The 18,441-nt window shown below is 42.9% G+C and carries 17 protein-coding genes; 10 read left to right on the top strand and 7 right to left on the bottom strand.

Features of this window, described 5'->3' with window-relative positions:
* Positions 1-210: 210 nt before the first annotated feature.
* The gene (gene hflX / locus EKM80_RS08985) at positions 211-1,485 is read right to left on the bottom strand and encodes a GTPase HflX (RefSeq protein ID WP_125552785.1); all 1,275 of its coding nucleotides are present in this window, start codon (positions 1,483-1,485) and stop codon (positions 211-213) included.
* A gap of 236 nt (positions 1,486-1,721) precedes the next feature.
* On the opposite strand from hflX, the gene EKM80_RS08980 reads away from it, so the two are divergent.
* Positions 1,722-2,099, top strand: coding sequence for a DUF1694 domain-containing protein (locus EKM80_RS08980; RefSeq protein ID WP_125552784.1), 378 nt, complete (start codon positions 1,722-1,724; stop codon positions 2,097-2,099).
* Here the strand turns inward: EKM80_RS08980 and EKM80_RS08975 are convergent.
* From EKM80_RS08975 to EKM80_RS08960, 4 genes are all read right to left on the bottom strand, one after another.
* The gene (locus EKM80_RS08975; RefSeq protein WP_125552783.1) at positions 2,096-3,271 is read right to left on the bottom strand and encodes a multidrug effflux MFS transporter; all 1,176 of its coding nucleotides are present in this window, start codon (positions 3,269-3,271) and stop codon (positions 2,096-2,098) included. The two genes, EKM80_RS08980 and EKM80_RS08975, sit on opposite strands and share 4 nt — an antisense overlap.
* A gap of 134 nt (positions 3,272-3,405) precedes the next feature.
* Entirely contained in the window at positions 3,406-4,200 is a 795-nt protein-coding gene (locus EKM80_RS08970; protein ID WP_125552782.1) for a metal ABC transporter permease, read from the bottom strand.
* The gene (locus EKM80_RS08965) at positions 4,193-4,906 is read right to left on the bottom strand and encodes a metal ABC transporter ATP-binding protein (RefSeq protein ID WP_125552781.1); all 714 of its coding nucleotides are present in this window, start codon (positions 4,904-4,906) and stop codon (positions 4,193-4,195) included. The genes EKM80_RS08970 and EKM80_RS08965 overlap by 8 nt, the downstream gene beginning before the upstream one ends.
* Before the next feature lie 229 nt (positions 4,907-5,135).
* Positions 5,136-6,038 (bottom strand): metal ABC transporter solute-binding protein, encoded by a 903-nt coding sequence (locus tag EKM80_RS08960; protein WP_386699692.1) that lies wholly within the window; start codon positions 6,036-6,038, stop codon positions 5,136-5,138.
* A gap of 262 nt (positions 6,039-6,300) precedes the next feature.
* On the opposite strand from EKM80_RS08960, the gene EKM80_RS08955 reads away from it, so the two are divergent.
* From EKM80_RS08955 to EKM80_RS08945, 3 genes are all read left to right on the top strand, one after another.
* Positions 6,301-8,349: an LTA synthase family protein gene (locus EKM80_RS08955; RefSeq protein WP_318531443.1), complete on the top strand. Its 2,049-nt coding sequence runs from the start codon at positions 6,301-6,303 to the stop codon at positions 8,347-8,349.
* 23 nt (positions 8,350-8,372) lie between these two features.
* The gene (locus EKM80_RS08950; RefSeq protein WP_125552779.1) at positions 8,373-8,936 is read left to right on the top strand and encodes a hypothetical protein; all 564 of its coding nucleotides are present in this window, start codon (positions 8,373-8,375) and stop codon (positions 8,934-8,936) included.
* A 71-nt stretch (positions 8,937-9,007) separates the two neighbouring features.
* Positions 9,008-9,355, top strand: coding sequence for a YxeA family protein (locus EKM80_RS08945; protein WP_225418850.1), 348 nt, complete (start codon positions 9,008-9,010; stop codon positions 9,353-9,355).
* Between the two features lie 81 nt (positions 9,356-9,436).
* Here EKM80_RS08945 and EKM80_RS08940 read toward each other — a convergent pair whose 3' ends face one another.
* Complete coding sequence (locus EKM80_RS08940; RefSeq protein WP_125552778.1) at positions 9,437-10,393, bottom strand: ketopantoate reductase family protein; 957 nt, start codon at positions 10,391-10,393, stop codon at positions 9,437-9,439.
* Positions 10,394-10,972: 579 nt separating this feature from the next.
* Between EKM80_RS08940 and EKM80_RS08935 the strand changes: the two genes are divergently transcribed.
* The 3 genes from EKM80_RS08935 (at position 10,973) to EKM80_RS08925 (ending at position 13,181) form a co-directional block, all read left to right on the top strand.
* Complete coding sequence (locus EKM80_RS08935; protein WP_125552777.1) at positions 10,973-11,971, top strand: acyltransferase family protein; 999 nt, start codon at positions 10,973-10,975, stop codon at positions 11,969-11,971.
* A 38-nt stretch (positions 11,972-12,009) separates the two neighbouring features.
* Entirely contained in the window at positions 12,010-12,888 is an 879-nt protein-coding gene (locus tag EKM80_RS08930; RefSeq protein WP_125552776.1) for an alpha/beta fold hydrolase, read from the top strand.
* Between the two features lie 98 nt (positions 12,889-12,986).
* A complete protein-coding gene (locus tag EKM80_RS08925; protein ID WP_125552775.1) occupies positions 12,987-13,181 on the top strand; it encodes a hypothetical protein in 195 nt (64 codons plus the stop codon).
* Positions 13,182-13,252: 71 nt separating this feature from the next.
* On the opposite strand, the gene EKM80_RS08920 is transcribed toward EKM80_RS08925, so the two are convergent.
* The gene (locus EKM80_RS08920; protein WP_125552817.1) at positions 13,253-13,729 is read right to left on the bottom strand and encodes a universal stress protein; all 477 of its coding nucleotides are present in this window, start codon (positions 13,727-13,729) and stop codon (positions 13,253-13,255) included.
* Positions 13,730-14,026: 297 nt separating this feature from the next.
* On the opposite strand from EKM80_RS08920, the gene EKM80_RS08915 reads away from it, so the two are divergent.
* From EKM80_RS08915 to EKM80_RS08905, 3 genes are all read left to right on the top strand, one after another.
* Positions 14,027-14,209 (top strand): PspC domain-containing protein, encoded by a 183-nt coding sequence (locus EKM80_RS08915; protein WP_125552774.1) that lies wholly within the window; start codon positions 14,027-14,029, stop codon positions 14,207-14,209.
* Positions 14,210-14,489: 280 nt separating this feature from the next.
* Positions 14,490-14,897, top strand: a complete 408-nt coding sequence (locus EKM80_RS08910; protein ID WP_125552773.1) for an ArsC/Spx/MgsR family protein — start codon at positions 14,490-14,492, stop codon at positions 14,895-14,897.
* A 197-nt stretch (positions 14,898-15,094) separates the two neighbouring features.
* Positions 15,095-18,301, top strand: coding sequence for a YhgE/Pip domain-containing protein (locus EKM80_RS08905; protein WP_164509541.1), 3,207 nt, complete (start codon positions 15,095-15,097; stop codon positions 18,299-18,301).
* Positions 18,302-18,441 lie beyond the last annotated feature (140 nt).

Below are 18,441 nucleotides of genomic sequence, written 5' to 3'. Positions count from 1 at the left end.
ACTAGTAGTACTAGCCACCAGACACTAAACCAAGTGCTGAACCAGATTTCTAGGGCAATGATAGCAATACAGATGATGAGTAGTAAATAATATTTAAGTGCCATTATACTGCACCCCCAGCGAATACTTTACCCTCATTATAAGTGATGTCGTGTGTGGACTAAATAAAAATGCAGCGACATTAAATGAATAGTGTCGTTGCATTAGCAGTTAAACCGTCGTGATGTAATCGGCCAAGCGTTGGCGATCTTCAGGACCGACTTCGGCTGTGATCTGAGTGCCATCAGCGGTGTAATCTTGTTTTAATACATTAGTGCGTTCATTGAGGTAATCGACCCACTTACCAGCGGCAAACGGAATCGAGAAAGTGACCTTAGTCAGATCTGCAAATAATTCCTTGGTGATCATCTGGGTCAGTAATTGCAGCGAAGCGGAATCAGTTGCGGCGTAAACCAAGTCGTGATCACTGGTTTCCACTGGAAATTCAGTATCTGGTTTACGATCAGCCTTGTTATAAGCATAAATCATCGGCACATCGTCGATACCCATCGCGTGTAATGTTTTTTCGGTGACCTTGATCATCTCTTCATAATTAGGATCAGAAAAGTCAATTACCTGGATCAAAAGGTCAGCGTTAGCGGCTTCGGCCAAGGTCGAACGGAAAGCTTTGACCAGTTGCGTTGGTAATTTATTGATAAAACCAACTGTGTCGCTAAGCAGGAATTTCTTATTATCTGGCAACAGGATCTCGCGGACACTAGTATCTAAAGTCGCAAACAACATGTCCTTTTCGAAAACTGTTTTGGTGGTATCAGCGTTAAACAAGCGCAATAGTCCGTTCATCGTTGTGGACTTGCCAGCGTTGGTGTAGCCAACTAGCGCTACCGTTGGAATTTCAGCCCGTTCACGCTGTGCACGCTTAGTTTGTTGCGCAACTTCCAACGTTTTTAATTCATGGCGCAGCTGGCTGATTTTATTTTTGATCGTTCGTTGGCTCATTTCCAGCTTAGTTTCACCACTACCACGATTGGCGAAGCCAGGGCCGCCGCCTTGTTGCATCAAGTTGGCTTGTTCGCCGACCCGTAAGCGCGGTAATTCGTATTGCAGACGCGCGATTTGAACTTGCGCCTTGGCTTCACGGCTTTGGGCCCGGTTAGCGAAAATTGCTAAAATCAAGCCAGTGCGATCCAGTAACGTCATTTTTAATTCTTGTTCTAGATTACGAATCTGTGACGGGCTGAGTTCGTCGTTGACCACTAAGGTGTGGGCATCGTTTTCTTCAGCTAGTTGGCGAATATCCAGCAACTTGCCGCTACCAAAATAAGTAGCTGCCACTGAACGCTCTAAATTTTGCCGAATATCACCGACCACGGTCATTTTGTTTGCTTTGACTAACTCGGCTAATTCAGTCATATCGCTTTCAAAGTAAGCTTGGTTCTGGCTGACGCCGCCGATCAATACTTTAGTTAATTCGATTTCTTGCATATTTCCTCCATGAGTGGCAAATAGCGGCCACTTTGACTTGAGTTATGATTAATTATTGGGTAATGCTTTTTTTATAATCATAATGAAGACTCCTTTACAGTTGTGCCGCTTAGATGAAAGCCGTGCAACTGTGAATGTTGGGATTAAATTTGTGACGGCGCCAACATTCGGTTGATTTGTAATGAGTCTATTGTACCATGGCAGTAGAACAAAATCAGTGAAGGAAGGTTACGAAAATGTCAGATGATATTCAAGCTTATTTAAAAAATCACGTATTCGGGCAGCCGCAATTGAAGCCGGATGAGAAGCGTTCGTTTCTGGGTAACTTCCGTGAGCGGGTAGCGTTGGCGTTAACAATTAAGCAATTGCGCACGGCAAAAGCCGAAAGTTTGGTGCGTGACGTTTTGGCGCGTTATCCGGGGATGCGGATCTATATTAACGGACGGATGGGTAAAACCTTGATCAATCGCTATTTAAAAGTAGCGGTGGCAATGGATTATCCGTTTACGATTTTGGCGCAAAATGGTCTGCGTGTGGATAAGCCGCTAACGGATCAGGATTTTGGCTTAGTGATTGCGGGTAGTCAAAAGATCACGCGGCCAGTCGTACTTTAGTGGCGGAGCGGGGCTAAGCTACGTTGGTAAACCACTAAGGCCGCAATTTCACAGCCTAAAATCAGCAATGCCATTGGTAAATACGAGTTTTGCCCCATGAGACCGACAAAAGGGGATAGAATTCCACCAATCAAATTTTGCGTTAACCCGAGTAATGCTGAGGCGCTACCGGCATTAACGTGGGCATGCTGTATGGCCATTGAGGCGGCGACAGTACTGACGATACCGACCATTGAAACAATTAAAAATAACGGCACCAGGACGGCAATCAGATTGTGTGGTAAAAAGAGTGTTACAAACAGTGCTAGTGCGCCAGCTAAAGCAACGAGCACGCCGCCTTGTAGAACGCGGTATTCATTAAAGTGAGTAGCTAAATAACCGGCTAGTTGTGACATAATGACGATGCCAAGGCCATTTAGTGCATAAACTAGGCTGAATCCTTGTGATGATAGGCCAAAAATATTTTGTAGCATAAATGATGAACCGGAGATATAGGCGAATAAACCACCAGAAACTAGACCAGTGACTAAGGTGTAACCCATGAAGACACGATCATGCAGTAAAGTGATCAGTATTGCGACAGGTTTTTCTGCGGCAGTAGTTTGCGTTGGATGCGTTTCTGGCAGGCCTAGCCAGACGCTAAGCAATAGTAAGGCGCCGATACCAGCTAAAATATAAAAAATACCATGCCAAGTTGTGAAGGTCAGTACGAAACCGCCAATAATTGGTGCGATTACGGGAAAAATACCATTGACGCCCATTAATAGTGCGTAAAATTTGGTCAATTTTTTGCCGCTAAATAAGTCGGTGGCAATTGCTCGTGAAGTAACTAATCCAGCCGCACCGGCTAAGCCTTGAATTGCGCGTAGAAAAATTAGCCACCAAACGTTGGTTGCTAAACCGGCTAAGACTGATGCTACTGTGAAGCCGACCATGCCCAGTAAGGTTGGCAACTTACGACCTACGCGATCACTCCAAGGACCGATGAAAATTTGGCCAACTGCTAAGCCAATCAAGCAAGTTGTGATCGATAATTGTGTTAGCGAAGCGCTGGTGTGTAATTGCTGCTGCAACTGTGGCAACGCTGGTAAATACATATCCATCGATAACGGCCCGAAGGCACTTAATGTTCCCAATAAAACTAATAACCACAATTCCCGTCGTTTACTCATAAACTTGTCCTCCTGAACTAGTCTTGCCTTACGTTGAAATAATTCAAAAAAATTAGACCGTCGTTAGTTTTGTGCTAACGCGGTCTAATTCGTATTTAATCCTACTTAAAAGCGCTTTGGAAAAGCCACTTGGTTTATCCCTGCCGCCAATGATTATACCCTAAGGCGCTTAGGTAAAACAAGCACTCAATTGAGGCGATGAAGAACGTTACCGGCCAATTAGTGATGTAGCCTAGATATAAGCCGCCCCAAACGCCGATCAACGACATACCGATGGCCACTAGCATCATGCCACTGACCGTATGGGCAAAGTAGCGGGCGCTAGCGGCGGGTAAGGTCAGTAAAACGAAAATCAGCAGTGAACCAACAATTTGCGCCGCAACGCTGACTGATAACGCTAGTAAAACGAGAAAGACGATTGATAGCACATTGGTCCATAAGCCTTTGACCCGGGCGCCAATGTGATCGAAAGAATCAAATTTCAAGTCACGGTAGATGAATAAAACAACTAGCAACACCACCGCTGACAGTAAAATAACTTGTAAAACGTTGGCGCGGCTAATACCAATGATACTACCAAATAAAATATTGGTGGCATAGCTGGAAGTTTTATTGGCCAGGGAAAGGAACAAAATACCAAGACCGATAAATAGACTAGAGATGGCGCTGATCGAGGCCTCACGCCGCGAAGCTTTGACACTCATTTGACCAACAATTACCGAACTGACCATAGTGAACAATAGCATCCCGTTCAACGGTGCCCAGCCGGCGAAAATTCCAAAAGCGGCACCAGCAAAGCCGATTTCAGATAAGGTATGGGTGAGAAATGACATGTTGCGAGCAATGACAAAAACGCCGACAACGCCACTAATAATTGCAATGAAAGTACTGGCCAAGAAGGCATTTTGCATAAAAGGTAGACTAAGCATGCGCGGCGGCACCTCCTCGTTCACTGATCAAAGCGTCCTCTGGTAATTCAGCAATTGGTCCTAATTCATAGCCATCGCGGCGTAATAACAAATACTCATCAGCATATTGCTTAGCTAATGGCAGGTCATGGGTGACGAAAATTACGGTTAAGTTCTGTTCATGGTTGAATTTTTTAACTAGGTCCAACAGTTCGTATTTCATCATATTATCGAGGCTGGCAGTTGATTCATCTAAAATTAATAAATTTGGTTGCTCAACTAAAGCTTGTGCTAAATAAGCACGTTGCTTCTCGCCGCCGGAAGCCATCCCTAGTGGCCGTTTGGCTAGCGCAGTTAAATTAGTACTGCGCAAAGCTTCCTTTACAGCGGCCCGTTCCTTGCGCGATAGCCAAGGCAAATGAATGCCGCTTAAGTTTAAACTGATAAAATCACGAATCGATAGCGGGTATTCTTCATCTAGGTTACGAAATTGTGGCACATAACCAATTCGTGTGGCTTTACGATCAGGAAAAAAACGGATTGCACCAGCACTAGGCTTCAATTGATGCAATAACGTGCGGATCAGCGTCGTTTTACCCGCACCGTTCTCACCAACAATACTCAAAAAACGACCACGCTGGAGTGTAAAGTTTAAATCTTGAAAAACCTGGTGATCAGGAAAATTGACCGCCAAATGCTCAACTGCTAAAAGAGGTGATTGCGACATGAGGACCATCCTTTTTTTTATAGAGAGTGTTAAAAAAGACGCTAAGATTATGGAGTATAGCCTAGCTAGGTGATAAGAGACACGCAGTGGCTCGTTCACCTAGCGTAGCTATATGCAATAATCTGTCTTATTTAACACGTTTAATCAATTTTGTTAGGCGCAGGAATCTGCTTTTCCAAACACGTTTAATCTACTTCTATTGAAAACATACTCTAAGTACTACCGGGCTTCATTCAGCGGCACTTTGTATTTTGCTTAACTGTTCGTATTGTTTCAGCATCCATTGCCGATAGGTTAAATTGTGCGGCTTGGTTTCAGTGACCTTGATTACGGGTACATTGTGTTTATGCGCCAAGGTGACCAGGTTAGCGACTACTTTATCAGTGGCTTGGCTATTTTGGACGAAAAAGGCAATTTTACGCTTGCGAATAACATTTTGCAACGCTTTGATATCACTGGGTGATGGGTCAGTGCCTTCTTCAATCGAGTTAGCAAAGTGTTGATCACTGATTTTGTAGCCTAATTCAGCTAAAGCATAATTAAAAACTGGCTCACTGACGGCAACTTTTTGATGTTTGCTTGTTTGTTTTAATTGTGCAAGTTTAGTATTGATCGGCTGCAGTGACTTAATGTATTTTTCGGCATTATGCTGGTAAGCTGCCTTATGCTTAGGGTCACGTTTGGCGTAAACTTTAGCTAGGTGTCGTGCTAGAGTAGGCATTGTATTTTTATTGTACCAAAGGTGTTCGTTCTCACCAGTTTTGGTGTGCATCAAATCCTCGCCAACACGAATACTAGTGACCGCATCATTTCCATTGGCATTGATCAGTTTCTGCATCCAGCCATCATAGCCAACGCCATTCGCGATGACAACATCGGCTTCAGCGACGGTGCGTGCCGTCTTTGTTGTCGGTTCAAAATCATGAGGATCAGTATTTGGGCTGGTGATGATCGACGTGACCGTGCCGTGATCACCGAGAACGGCCTTGGCAACTTCGCCATAGAAATTCAGTGAACTAACCACTGTGATGCCAGCTTTTTTAGTAGCGGGTTTGGTTGTGCAGCCAACAAGGAGCAATAACAGGCTGGCCAGCAAAGTGATGCTAGTCAAAAGTTTGCGTTGCTTCATCATCAATCAGTTCTCCTTAAAAAAGTGTAATATTATTGGAATACTTGGCGTTCGAACGAGCCAATTTGCTATACTAAAAGGTAAGCAGATGCTTTTTCAGAATACTTAACTTAGTTTACTGGTAAAATTTATTTTGTCAAGTGAGTTTATTCGGTCTGAATCAGTTAAAGCGGATTAAATATAATTTTGAATCAAGTTTTTAGTTTCCTTGAAAACAATTAATTAAGAGAGTTGGCATACTTTGTTAAAAGTGATTAGGCAACGCGTGAATAGTCGATTAGGCTTTTTCAGTCTAGTTTTGATTTTATTCTGGTTAAAGACACTTTTAGCCTATACGTTTGATTTTTCTTTAGGCGTCAGTGGAATTTATCAATATTTTATTTTGATTATTAATCCGTTGGCGACGACGTTATTGTTTTTTGGCTTGGCCTTGTACATAAAAAAACCATGGTGGTCGTACTTATTTTTGCTAGTTTTGCACACCGCTAATACCGCGTTGTTGTACTTCAATATCATTTATTACCGGGAATTTACCGACTTTATGACGATCAACACGATGACTGGTTTTTCCAAGGTCTCCAACGGAATCAGTGGTAGTTCATTAGCACTAACCAAGCCGCATGATGTGCTGTATTGGCTAGATATCGTTATTTTGATTGTATTATTGTTAGCAAGATTGATCAAAGTTGATAAAAAACCATTACCGCGGCACTTGCCGTTGGCGTTGACCTCGTTGAGTGTTGTTTTATTTGCGGCTAATTTAACGCTTGGTGAAATTGACCGGCCACAATTATTGACGCGGACCTTTGATCGTAATTACATTGTTAAATATTTAGGGATCGATGCTTACACCGTCAATGACGCGGTAAAAACAGCACGCAATGACCAAACGCGCGCGGCTGCTAGCACTTCTGATCTAGCCAGTGTCCAGCAATATATCAAGCAACACTATGCAGCCGCAGATCCACAAATGTTTGGTTTAGCTAAGGGCCGTAATGTGATCGTCATTCATTTGGAAAGCTTCGAGCAATTTTTGATCGATGATAAGGTAGACGGCAAGGAAGTTACGCCATTTTTGAATAGTTTGTATCATGATAAGCAAACTTATTCGTTTGCTAACTTCTTCCATCAAGTTGGACAAGGTAAAACCAGTGACGCAGAAAACTTGTTGGAAACCAGCACTTACGGGTTACCGGAAGGATCATTGTTCACGCAATTAGGCAGTGATAATACGTTCCAAGCAGCACCAGCAATTCTGCAACAAACACAAGGCTATTCGTCAGCGGTTTTTCATGGTGATGTTGCCAGCTTCTGGAATCGGAATAATGTTTATAAAAGCATGGGCTATCAGAATTTCTTTGACAAAAGTTATTTTGACGCTGCCGGTGACCGGAGCATTGGTTATGGGTTGAAGGATAAGCTGCTATTTAAGGATTCGGTTAAATATTTGGAACAAATGCAGCAGCCATTTTACGCAAAATTCATTACCGTTACTAATCATTTTCCGTTTGAGATGGATAGTGAAGATACTGATTTTCCGAAGGCTAACACAGCTGATGCGTCGGTCAATAATTATTTCCAGTCGGCCCATTATTTGGATCAATCAGTGCAAGAGTTTTTCGCATATTTGAAGGCATCGGGCTTGTATCAAAAGTCGATCATCGTTTTATATGGCGATCACTATGGTATTTCTAATTCGCGCAATACTGATTTAGCGCCGTTGCTAGGTAAATCAGCGGACGATTGGGATAGCTATGATAACGCCCAAATGCAGCGGGTACCATTTATGATCCACATTCCAGGGATAAAAAGTGGTGGCATCCAGCAGCAATATGCCGGCGAAGTTGATGTTTTACCGACGCTAGAGCATTTGTTAGGAATCAAGACGAAGAAATATCTCCAATTTGGGACGGATGTTTTCTCGCCACAACATGATCAAGTTGTACCGTTTCGTGACGGTGACTGGGTCAGTCCGCAGTACACCAAGGCAGATGGTAAAGTGTATGATCAAAAAACGGGTCAAGAGTTGACCAAATTAACTAAACAGCAAAAAACACAGGTCAATACGAATCAGAATAAAGTGACCACGGCATTGCGGTTATCAGATAAGTTGAATAATGGTAATTTGTTGCGTTTCTATACGCCAAAAGGGTTCACGCCAATCAAGCCACAAAATTATGATTATACTGATGGTTTCACCAAGCTGGCTCAGTTACGGACTAAGTTAGGGCAACGGTCGACTAGTTTATACTCTGAAGATAAAGATCAATCGACGACTAGTTTGTATCAAACCGATGCGCCGGAAGCTAAATAGTTACGAGAAGGGGATGGGTAAAATTGGCGATCAGTAAAACGACACAAGCGGAACTGCAGCACTTTGCGCGGGTACAGACACGGTTACGCTTAGTCAAAAATGAACGTACCTACTTTGAACAGTTAGGTGCGCGGGTGGGGCGTGATATTCATTATCACGGTATTTTACGGTTTACACCGAAAACACATTTGGTCGAAGCCGATGAGTTAGCCGGTTATATGATCGATTATATTCAGGCGCGTGAAGCGGAGGATGACATGGATGAAGCTGCTGCGTTGGCCCAGGCGGAGATCGTTTTCTTAGTTGATTCAGCCGAAAATCCATTGGTGATCAATCCAGAATATCGGCAGTGGCAAACGTATTACGCTCAATTGGAGCAAGTTACATTTAAATTATTGTGGCTTACTTTTGGCAGCCGGCTGTTGATTGGGACAGTTGTTGGCGCGATGCTTGGTGTTCTGGCGGAAAGCCGTTACGCTGATCGTGCACTGGGCTGGTTATTTTGGTTACTGCTCGCGCTTGGAATCCTACTGGGCTTGGGTCTGGGGATTGCCAGCATGTTGAAAGCAGCCTGGTCGGAACACTAAGCTTACAAAATTGTTAGTGGTTATTTTGTACTTGCCTTTGTATACTGATGAAAAAGTGTGGGAGGTTATACATGATGCGTAAATGGCTATATTTTTTAGTGGGTTTGGTGATTTTAGGTGCTGGCTACGGCTTGTACCAGCACGAGTTTGGCAGCCAGTTATACTATACTGAAATCACAACTAAAGGTGAACGTATTGTACAAAAGGCAGATGATGGCAGTGAGGTTGTCGATTATCGTTACAAATTAGCCGCGTATAACAAGGCTGGTGTCAAACAGGTTTTAGAGTTTACCGGCAATAAGGAACGGCCGCTGAAGCGTCATGCGTACTTGGAACTGAAAGTCCGCGGTAAGGATCGTGTGCTTAGTTGGCAAGCGGTGACCAAAGTGCCGGAAAAAGCGGCGCAGCAACTAAATTGAGTATACGAAAAACCGTCTTACGCGAGATACAGCGTGAGACGGTTTTTCTAATTAACTAACTAAAATAGTAGCGTGGCTAGGTTAAGCTTTCTTATATTTGCGCATCATTTCTGCTAAATGGACTTCATGAGTGATAAATTCGTGCGTGCGGCAAACGTAGTCGTGTTCGCGGCCTAATTTAGCAATGTAGCCGTTGATGTAATCAACTTCGGTTGGTCGGCCTTTGGAGAAATCTTGATACATGGATGGGTAATGTAAAGGATTACCAACACGGCTAACGTAGTCAACAGAGTCGATTTCTTCTTGCCGAGTAGAAATCATTTGAATACCAGCTCGTTCGCAAGCGTCATAGGACTCGTTCATCAATTGGGTCGCCATATCCTTAGCACCAGGATATTCGATAAATTGGCCCATCGTTAATTCGAACATTGTGCACAACGTATTGACCACCGCGTTGAAAACGACTTTTGCCATTAATGTCCCCATGAAGTTATCGGTAACAATTGGATTCAAATTAGCGGCTTTAAAGTCGGCTGCAACAGCATTAATTTGTGGATTGATTTCTTCAGTATAGTTGGCCATATGCATTTCACCAGCGCCAGCTTCACCAATAAAGTCCACATCCCCAGGGCCGTTTAACACGGTGGCGATCATCGCTGTACCACCGATGACTTTATCGTCGGCGAAGTATTGGCGAATTTTGTCAATGTGCCCCATGCCGTTCATCGCGGAAAAGGCGACTTGTTGGTCGTTAAATAGCGGAGCACAACGCTTTAAAACATCAGCTAATTGCATTTGTTTGACGAAAATGATCCAAACGTCAGGCGTACCTTTGTATTCTTCTGGATAGAAAATATCAATTGGGACTAAATGGCGATTTTCGTGGTTACGAGCGGCATAAACGCCACCTTGTTCGCGAACCTTTTCTACATTGGGTTGCCAAGTATCAATAAAGTCAACTTTGATCCCTGCATTTTCCTGTAATAAAACACCAAACCGATAACCCATGGCGCCGGCACCAATAATTCCATAATGCATAACAAAGATCTCCTTTTCTATTGACAAGATTAATTTTAAATGAAAAAAAGCCCTGGGGAGTCGTAACTCCTCAGGGCGATCAACGCGGTACCACCTGACTTATCAACATCACTTACATGACATTGCTCACTAAGCGTTATTGCACAACGCTTATGCTTGATAGTGGTGGCTAAACCAGTATTCCTCGTATGGGATACATGTTCAATGACTTTTGACGTTAGGCAAGGTATCTTCTCAGCAACGATACTTTCTGGTGACATTACCTAACGGGGACTCCTCAATTGAATTCACATTTGATTTTCATTTATTTTTAATGATTGTTAGTTTATTCTAAAATTTATCGTTTGTCAATTACTTTTTATAATTTAACTTGGTGAGGTAACGACCATAGCAAAAACGTCTGGAAATCACGGTACTTTTTTCATACTTCATTCAAATTTTTGCACTACACTATTAAGTAATAGAAATGATAAGTTTTAATATGCAACTTAGCAAAATAGATAGCGACTAAGCACTGCCGCCGTTTAATTAGTCAGTTGTGCGAATCAACTGATTTTGTGGTATGGAGGAGGTTACTTAATGGCTGGAAAACGCCGGATCGCGTGGATCGATATTGCTAAAGCAATTGGCATCATTGCCGTTGTGGTTGGTCACGCTTATCCTGAGCATGATACTTTTTATAAAGTTTTATATTGGTGGCACATGCCATTGTTTTTTATGATTGGCGGCTTCTTCTTGCGCCCATTACAACTGGGTCAGTTTAAAACGTTTGCTCAGCATAAATTGATTCCCTTGTTGCGCGAATATTTTGGTTTCGGCTTATTTTTGACGCTGATCAGTGCGTGGGTTACGCCGAATCGCTGGCAAGGCTTAGGACAAGGGCTCGCTGATTTAATTTATGGCGGTACACATTTAAATGGGGTGCTCAGCGCATTTTGGTATATGACCGTTTACATTTTAGCGCTTGTCCTACTGACGGTCATTATCTCTTTTGTGCCGCAAAATTGGTTGCGCTGGGTGATCGTTACTGCAGCTTTTCTGCTCGGAACGGCCTATTCGAATGCACCAGCTTTATTCGGCTTTTCCTTGCCAGGGGATGCTGATGTGACACTGTGCGCACTATTTTACATGTACGCTGGTCGTGAATTGTTCCGGTATCAACGCCAGCGATTACACTCTAAGTGGTGGCTCGGTGTGGTGATTGGCTTAAGTAGTGTTGGCATCATGGCGCAACAATCAGGTGTGTTTGATTTGCGTTTGTATCTAAAGTCCCACGAAATCACGAGTCGATCATTAGCGCTGATCTTGCCGCTAATATTGTGTAGTGCCATTTTTATGCTGGCTTATTGGTTACAGCATACGCCGCTGGTGGATGGCTTAACGTTTATCGGCAAACACACGATGATCATCATGTACTTACACAAATTAGTTTTTGCTATTTTTCAGCAATTGACTGATGGTTCGTGGTTACTTTTGGCTGTTGCCGGAATTATGGTACCATTGATGGTGATGGTGCTACACGAGCGGTTAAGGGAAAGTCAGCAGCGCTTGTTCTGGCTGACACCACGTCTGCAATGAAGTAACGCTAAATACGCAAGAACAGGTGTGATCGAGCAATGAAAAAGTGGCGACGCTGGGTGATCGGCTTATTTGGCACGTTTTGTGTAGCCGCACTATTGTTAACGTGGTATCAGCAGCGACAAAATTCGCGTTATTTGAGTAGCACTACAGCAACAGTGTTCGTCCATGGTTGGCGTGGCACCGCTCATTCGACTGACCAAATGATCACTGCCGCTGAGGAAGCTGGGGCGGCTAAAAAAGTGTTGACGGTGACAGTCAGTCCACAGGGAAAGTTGATTTATAGTGGCTACTGGCGTAAAGGGCAACGCAATCCAATCATTCAAGTAATTTTCAGCAACAATTATGCTGGCGAGGTGCAGTACACCAAATGGTTGGTTAAGTTAATGCGCGATTTGAAACAGCGCTATGACGTCAAGGCGATTAATTTAGTTGGCCATTCGATGGGCGCTTACGCCGTGGTGGCCTATGCTATGCAAGCTGGGAAGCAGCCAGCTTTTCCACGGCTTAATAAGTTAGTCGCTATCGCGGGCCCCTTTGATGGGATTGTCGGCCAGCAATCAGCAACACACCCCAAAGATGGCACCACGTGGACTGATCGACCGCACAAAAATCATTTGCAAGCAAGTGGTGAGCCGCTGATCGTGCACTCGGAATATTTGCGGTTAGAACACTTGCGGCGCCAATTTCCGCATCAAGCCAAAGTCTTGAATATTTACGGCGATCTAAAAGACGGCACCGCTTCGGATAAAGTAGTGACCGTCGTTTCTGCGACGTCACTGCGTTATCTAGTCGCAAAGCGTGCTGCCAGCTATCAAACACAAAAAGTTACTGGTCCTAATGCTGAGCACAGTCGCTTACACCAAAATAATCCAGTAGTTGATGGCGCGCTGATCGCATTTCTGTGGGGAAAATGAGGATGATTTTGCAAGAAGTTAGGGAGTATGCTAAGATAGCAGGTGTTTTGGGGTGACAGGATAGCCCGTTAAAAAGGCAAAGGTGGCTTAACTAACTGATGAAGACAAAATGGAAGATCGCACTGGTGACCAGTGTTGGGTTGATCATTTTGCTTGGGTTTCTGGCGGCATTGCAGATAGCTTGGGCAATAACGATACTCGGCATGGTCACAACTTTGCTACTAGCTAGCATCGTTTTGGCGATCATCTCTTACGTTTTCGGCGTAATCGAGTCGAATATTCGACGTAATTAAAGCAAATAATACAAAAAGCAAGTCGTCAGCTGTTTAGCAGCTAGCGGCTTGCTTTTTTGCGCACCCGTAAATTATTTTTCTAATGCAGTGTGGTTATCTAGCTTAGTTTTGACCACTAACACATCAGGTAATGCATGGCGGTTAACGTATTCGGTTACTGAACCGACTAACACACGCTCAACAGCGTTCAAACCAGTTGCACCGATCATGATCAAATCATTGTGATGTTCAGCTGGAAAATCTTGTGAAATAACTGTTTTAGGACTGCCAAAACGAACGTGAATCGCGATATCTTCAAAGTTGTCAGTTTCCTTAACCTTTTTGACAACATCCTCTAAATATTTTTGGGCATCTTCGGACATTTTGTAGATAACATCGCCATCGATCAAGCCAGAATAATTATAGCTGTATTGCTTAGTATCGAGAATATTTAATAAATCAATGTGAGCTTGATTTCGTTTGGCCACCGAAATTGCCTTTTCTAAGGCTAATTCAGCTTCGTCAGAACCGTCCATGGGCACTAAAATGTTGCGATATTCTTGTAACATCATACTTCCCCCGCTTTCGTAATATAGTTAACACTACTATTATAGTCTAATTAGGGTCAACTTTTCAGCAAAAACGGATAAAAAAATGCCCACTACAGGTAGCAGGCACATCATCTTAAGAAACGAGGTAAGCAGGCCTCATTTCAAATTTACCATTAAATTAGCGTCAGGTAAATCTTTTTTCGTAGAAGTTCAGCCTGTAGCGCTGGATGAAACTAGGTCGAAAGCATGATGCCAGTTAACGTTGTGGCCCGTATAATAAACTTAACCAGTCAAGTAAGAAAAAGGAGCTTAAAAATGACTAAATTACGCAAATCAACGACTAACCGCATGGTGTCCGGAGTTCTCGGCGGCTTTGCAGAACGTTATGGTATTGACGCCACCGTTTTACGAGTTATTTTTGCCGCGTTGACCGTTTTGACCATTGGCTTTCCGATGGTGATCCTCTACGCTTTAATGGCAATAATTATGCCAAACTAGTGTGTTAACAACAATTGTCTTTTTTTAAATGGATAACGGCCTACTTTTTGGTCGTCTTTGTGCGCATTGGTTACAGGATGTTATGAAAAATAAATTAAAAGAACAATTTAGTTACGTTTAGCATAGCTTAGTTGTAGAATACTTGGTAACCTACACGTTTTTGGTTATTATTTTCGCCACCGTGCAAAGGCTGCACGGTTTTTTGCATTACTTGACTTGAATCAATTTAACTGCTCAATAATTCCCGTATATTAATATAAAAGAGAGCGAGGCTAGACTTATGATCAATATGTATTTTCATACCAGCGACCCAGCTAAAAATAAAATGGTACGGTGGTTTAAACGCCAACATATCGGTTTGCAGATTCGTAATATTTTACAAAAACCGTTGGACAAAAGCGAAATCACAAAATTATTTTTGATGTCCGATAATGGCACCGACGATTTATTAGCGCAGCGGGCCAAAGCAACTCAAGCCTTAGCGTTAAACGATGATTTAACTTTCAACGAATTAGTCGATTTGGTGCAAGCGCACCCGCAAATTTTAAAGAACCCAATTGTTTTTGATGAACATAGTTTGATCACCGGCTTTAATTTGGAAAAAGTAGGTGTGTTTATTCCGCAAAAGGAACGTAAACGTGAACGGATGTCGCTATTTGGGCAACTTTATATGGCCGATTTGATTTAAGTTATTGGGGGAAAATGTTTTGGGTGTTAACTGAAAATGAAAACGCTTTTTAAACGTAGCCGGACATTTGTATTAAAGTGTCCGGCTACAAATTGCTCATTTATTTGTAAAATGTTCTCTAGAGCAATTTATGGATATTAAAAGTAGCGGTTCATTTTAAGTTAATTTTTAGGTGGGAAGGGATTTAAATAATGAAAATGGTTAAGAACGAGTGGCGGTTCATCCGGCACAACCGATTGATTCTCCTATCAGTGATCGTCATGACGCTGATTCCGTTTCTATATAGCGTGTTCTTCTTAAAATCAGTTTGGGATCCGTATGGTGAAACCAAGGAATTACCAGTTGCCGTAGTCAATCAAGATCAGCCGGTTAAATATAACGGCGAAACCTTGAATGTTGGTAAACAAACAGTGCAGAAATTGAAAAAAAATAATCAATTGGGCTGGCGTTTTGTTTCCGCAAAGCAGGCTCAGCAGGGGTTGAAGGATAAGAAGTATTACACGGTGATCACATTGCCGAAAAACTTCTCGGCCCACGCAACGACCGCATTGAATAAGAATCCAAAGAAAATGCAGTTATCCTATAAAACCAATGATTCGCTAAACTATATCGGTGAAGTCATCAGTCAAGTCGGAACCACCGCATTGGATAAAGAAATTCGTGCAGCAGTTACTAATGCGTATGCCAGCGCTATGTTTGATCAATTGCATGTGGTCGGCAAAGGGATGACCACGGCAGCTAATGGCGCAACCCAATTGGATAATGGGTTGGTTACGCTAAATGACGGCTTAGGCCAATATACAGTCGCAGTTTCACAGGTCAATGATGGGGTCCAAACCTTGAATGTTAGTGTGAAACCATTGGCAAGTGGCGTGCAACAATTAACAACTGGGGGCACACAACTAGCCACTGGTGTCAACGCATATACAAATGGTGTCGGCACCTTAGCTAACGGTATTGGTACCTTACAAAGCAGTGTCGGCCCATTGGCAAGTGGTGTGCAGCAGTTAGCGACTGGTGGTAACCAGCTAACCGCGCAGTCTAGTAAATTAAACAGCGGCGCTACTCAGGTTGCCGGGGGAATCTCGACCTTACAAAGTAGTGTCGGCCCATTAGCCAGTGGCGTCGGGCAATTAACGACGGGCTCATCTACATTACAAAACGGTGTTGCGCAATACACTACTGGTGTTAGTGATTTGAATACAGGCTTAGGTACGTTATCTGATAAATCAAATCAAATTACAAGTGGTGTGAATCAATTAGTAGCGGGTACAAAACAATTACCAATGGTTGCTGCTGGTATTTATGCCTACAACAAGGGTATTAATGCAGGTCTCCAAGAAGTTCAAGCTGGCTTGCAGTCAACTGACTTATCAAAGCTATCTACACAGATCGATCAAATGAAGTCAATTAATCAGCAATCACAGTCGGTAGCAACACAAATGGACACATTAAGTGCTGCGTTACCCGCACTGCAAGAATTAGCACCAACGCTGCAGAAATTGGCAAATTCACAAGATACGATTACCAATATGAAAACACAAATTACTAATTTGAGTAAATTACAGGGCCAATTAACAACAACCTTGACCGGTATCGCAACAACAGATGGTCAAATTGCACAAAGTAGTTCAACAACCGCACAACAACTACAAAGTATCGATCAAAGTAAATTAAGTGATGCGGACAAAACTAAGCTAAATGCGGCAATTCAATCGACAGGATCCAATGCTACTTCTGCAAAAAATAATGCAACAGCTGTAGCAGGAGTGGGGACAACCTTGAATACAGCTTTGAGTGGTATTGATTTAACTTCAATCAATGAATTAATGGACGCTATGCCAAGTGCATCTACAATTGCAACTGCACAACAATTAATGACTGGCTTACCTACTATGATTGATTCAGCACAGAGCTTGTTAAGTGAAAGTAGCGATATAACGAGTCCTGAAACGCAAACAGAGTTGAGTGGCTTGATTACTAAAATGAACAAACTAAGTACAGGTATTCAACAATTAACTACTAATTCCGATAAAGTTACTGACTATGCTAATCAGTTGAATACACAGGTGAATGGTGCTGGGGTCGTTACAACTGATCAAGAAACAATAGCAGCTACAATTGATCAATCAAGTATGTTATCCCAGATTAACCAAGTATCGGCTGGTTTGCAGCAATATGTTGGTGGTGTAAACACAGCAGCATCAGGCTCTAATAAATTAGCCACTAATTCCAGAGCCCTAACTGCTGGTGCTTCAACATTAGCTGGTGGTTTAACAACACTTAACAGTCAAATTCCAACCCTAACTAGTGGTGTCAGCCAACTTGCAACTGGCTCTAGTCAGTTGGCAACAGGTGTCGGCCAATACACTAATGGTACTGGTCAATTAGCGACAGGCTTGAACACAATGAACAGCCAAGTGCCAACGCTGGTTTCAGGTGTCGGCCAATTATACACAGGCTCACAGACATTAAATGCTAATTCTGGAACGTTAAATTCAGGCGCAACGCAATTGTCTACTGGTTTAACGACACTGAATGCACAAGTGCCAACATTGACGGCAGGTGTAGCGAAGTTAGCTGATGGTACAAGTCAGTTAAATGGCAAATCAACAGAGCTGACCTCTGGTGGTGATAAATTGAATGCTGGATCCAGTACTTTAGCTGTGGCTTTAACCGCTGGCGGTAAGAAAGTAAACGGGATTCAAACGACTGCTAAGACGGCCGATATGTTTGCTAGTCCAACGAAGTTAAGTCATAAGAGTTATAGCTATGTACCAAATTATGGTCATGCATTAGCACCGTACGTTTTATCATTAGCGTTATATGTTGGGGCAATTGTCTTCAACTTTTCTTACCCAATTCGCAAAATTTCAACGAAGGGCCAGTCAGCAACGGCTTGGTTCTTTAGCAAAATTTCCGTTGGTGGCGTTGTTGCCATCATGATGGCCGTTTTGGAAGCTAGCCTGATGTTATTATTCGGCTTGCAAGTTGATCATATTGGGTCGTTCTACCTGATTGCAATCATTTTTGCCTTAGCATCGATGTTCTTAGTCATGCTGTTGTCGATGGCCTTCGATAATCCAGGTCGTTTTGTGGCGATGGTCTTGCTAATGCTACAACTTGGTGGTTCTGGTGGGACGTTCCCGATGGAAGTCACAAATTCATTTTATAATGCGATCCATCCGTATATTCCGATGACCTATTCAATTCTTGGGTTCCGACAAGCCATTACTTCAGGCTTAGGTAACGGGCAAGTTTGGAGCTCGGCAGCTGTGTTGCTTGGTATTTTAGTTGTCAGCTTAGTGCTGTTATGGTGGACGATGCGGATCTTGCAACAAATTCATTTAGGTGGCGTTTCCCAACTAGATGAAAATCAAAAACTACAAAAATTAGAGCGCTAATTTTAAAGCTTGAAGTGAACCCCCGGTATTGGACCAGAATCCAATATCGGGGGTTTTACTATGACTAAATATACTAAGCAGTTTAAACGTAAGCACCTAATAATAAACCGTTTTTCAATACAAATCGCCCGATCTCAGAA

It is taken from the genome of Loigolactobacillus jiayinensis (assembly GCF_003946445.1).
Classification (GTDB): Bacteria; Bacillota; Bacilli; order Lactobacillales; family Lactobacillaceae; genus Loigolactobacillus; species Loigolactobacillus jiayinensis.
Note: the sequence above shows the minus strand (reverse complement) of the source record. Positions and strands in the feature narration are given on the sequence as shown.

Bases quoted from the DNA above. Each gene is read 5' to 3' on its own strand.
- EKM80_RS08945 (WP_225418850.1), top strand. From the start codon at position 9,008: ATGATGCGTAAATGGCTATATTTTTTAGTGGGTTTGGTGATTTTAGGT.
- EKM80_RS08920 (WP_125552817.1), bottom strand. From the start codon at position 13,729: ATGTTACAAGAATATCGCAACATTTTAGTGCCCATGGACGGTTCTGAC.
- EKM80_RS08910 (WP_125552773.1), top strand. From the start codon at position 14,490: ATGATCAATATGTATTTTCATACCAGCGACCCAGCTAAAAATAAAATG.
- EKM80_RS08905 (WP_164509541.1), top strand. From the start codon at position 15,095: ATGGTTAAGAACGAGTGGCGGTTCATCCGGCACAACCGATTGATTCTC.
- EKM80_RS08965 (WP_125552781.1), bottom strand. From the start codon at position 4,906: ATGTCGCAATCACCTCTTTTAGCAGTTGAGCATTTGGCGGTCAATTTT.
- EKM80_RS08980 (WP_125552784.1), top strand. From the start codon at position 1,722: ATGTCAGATGATATTCAAGCTTATTTAAAAAATCACGTATTCGGGCAG.
- EKM80_RS08930 (WP_125552776.1), top strand. From the start codon at position 12,010: ATGAAAAAGTGGCGACGCTGGGTGATCGGCTTATTTGGCACGTTTTGT.
- EKM80_RS08925 (WP_125552775.1), top strand. From the start codon at position 12,987: ATGAAGACAAAATGGAAGATCGCACTGGTGACCAGTGTTGGGTTGATC.
- EKM80_RS08915 (WP_125552774.1), top strand. From the start codon at position 14,027: ATGACTAAATTACGCAAATCAACGACTAACCGCATGGTGTCCGGAGTT.
- hflX (WP_125552785.1), bottom strand. From the start codon at position 1,485: ATGCAAGAAATCGAATTAACTAAAGTATTGATCGGCGGCGTCAGCCAG.
- EKM80_RS08960 (WP_386699692.1), bottom strand. From the start codon at position 6,038: ATGATGAAGCAACGCAAACTTTTGACTAGCATCACTTTGCTGGCCAGC.
- EKM80_RS08970 (WP_125552782.1), bottom strand. From the start codon at position 4,200: ATGCTTAGTCTACCTTTTATGCAAAATGCCTTCTTGGCCAGTACTTTC.
- EKM80_RS08975 (WP_125552783.1), bottom strand. From the start codon at position 3,271: ATGAGTAAACGACGGGAATTGTGGTTATTAGTTTTATTGGGAACATTA.
- EKM80_RS08940 (WP_125552778.1), bottom strand. From the start codon at position 10,393: ATGCATTATGGAATTATTGGTGCCGGCGCCATGGGTTATCGGTTTGGT.
- EKM80_RS08935 (WP_125552777.1), top strand. From the start codon at position 10,973: ATGGCTGGAAAACGCCGGATCGCGTGGATCGATATTGCTAAAGCAATT.